This is a genomic window from Capnocytophaga sp. oral taxon 326 str. F0382, assembly GCF_000318295.1.
Classification (GTDB): Bacteria; Bacteroidota; Bacteroidia; order Flavobacteriales; family Flavobacteriaceae; genus Capnocytophaga; species Capnocytophaga periodontitidis.
Window position 1 is genome coordinate 333 of sequence record NZ_KB291422.1, and the last position, 528, is coordinate 860.

Consider the following 528-nt stretch of genomic DNA (forward strand, 5'->3'; position numbering starts at 1 on the left):
AGAGTATAAGGTTAACTCCTATCAATGCAAAATATAATCAACAATAGTTCTTCACAAAAATAGGAAACCTTTTATCAGTACAGAACTTATAATCTTTTTACATCATGGTAAGAAAAGTTTTCTATATATCATTTTTCGTCTCAGTATTGGCAAATACTTTTTCTTGCCAAATGATGAATAGAAGTAGATATAAAAATTGTAATGATATGATCATTACAGAAAATATTTTTTCATTGATAGATACTACTCAATATTATAAAATTGAGTATCTGCAAACAGGTTATAACTCTATCTCTTGTAAGTTTTCTTCTACAGGAAAGATTTATTATTTTTATGGCTGGAAGAGTGTTCCTAATAGAACTCAAAGAGGAAGATTTTATTTAGATGATGAGTTTTTAGTATTGAATACCTATGTAAAATACCCGCAAGGAGGAATAAGAACAAAGAAAATCCTTACAGCTGTGTGTGATGGAGTTCTCTATTTTAGGTATGAAGATGAGTGCGAAAAGAGTATAAGGTTAACTCCTA

Annotated in this window: 1 protein-coding gene; it reads left to right on the forward strand. The window is 28.8% G+C overall.

Translation table 11 applies throughout. From position 1 onward, the window contains the following. Positions 1–206: 206 nt before the first annotated feature. Positions 207–528 (forward strand): hypothetical protein (locus HMPREF9073_RS09150; RefSeq protein ID WP_157453510.1); only part of this gene is annotated, 322 nt, incomplete at its 3' end.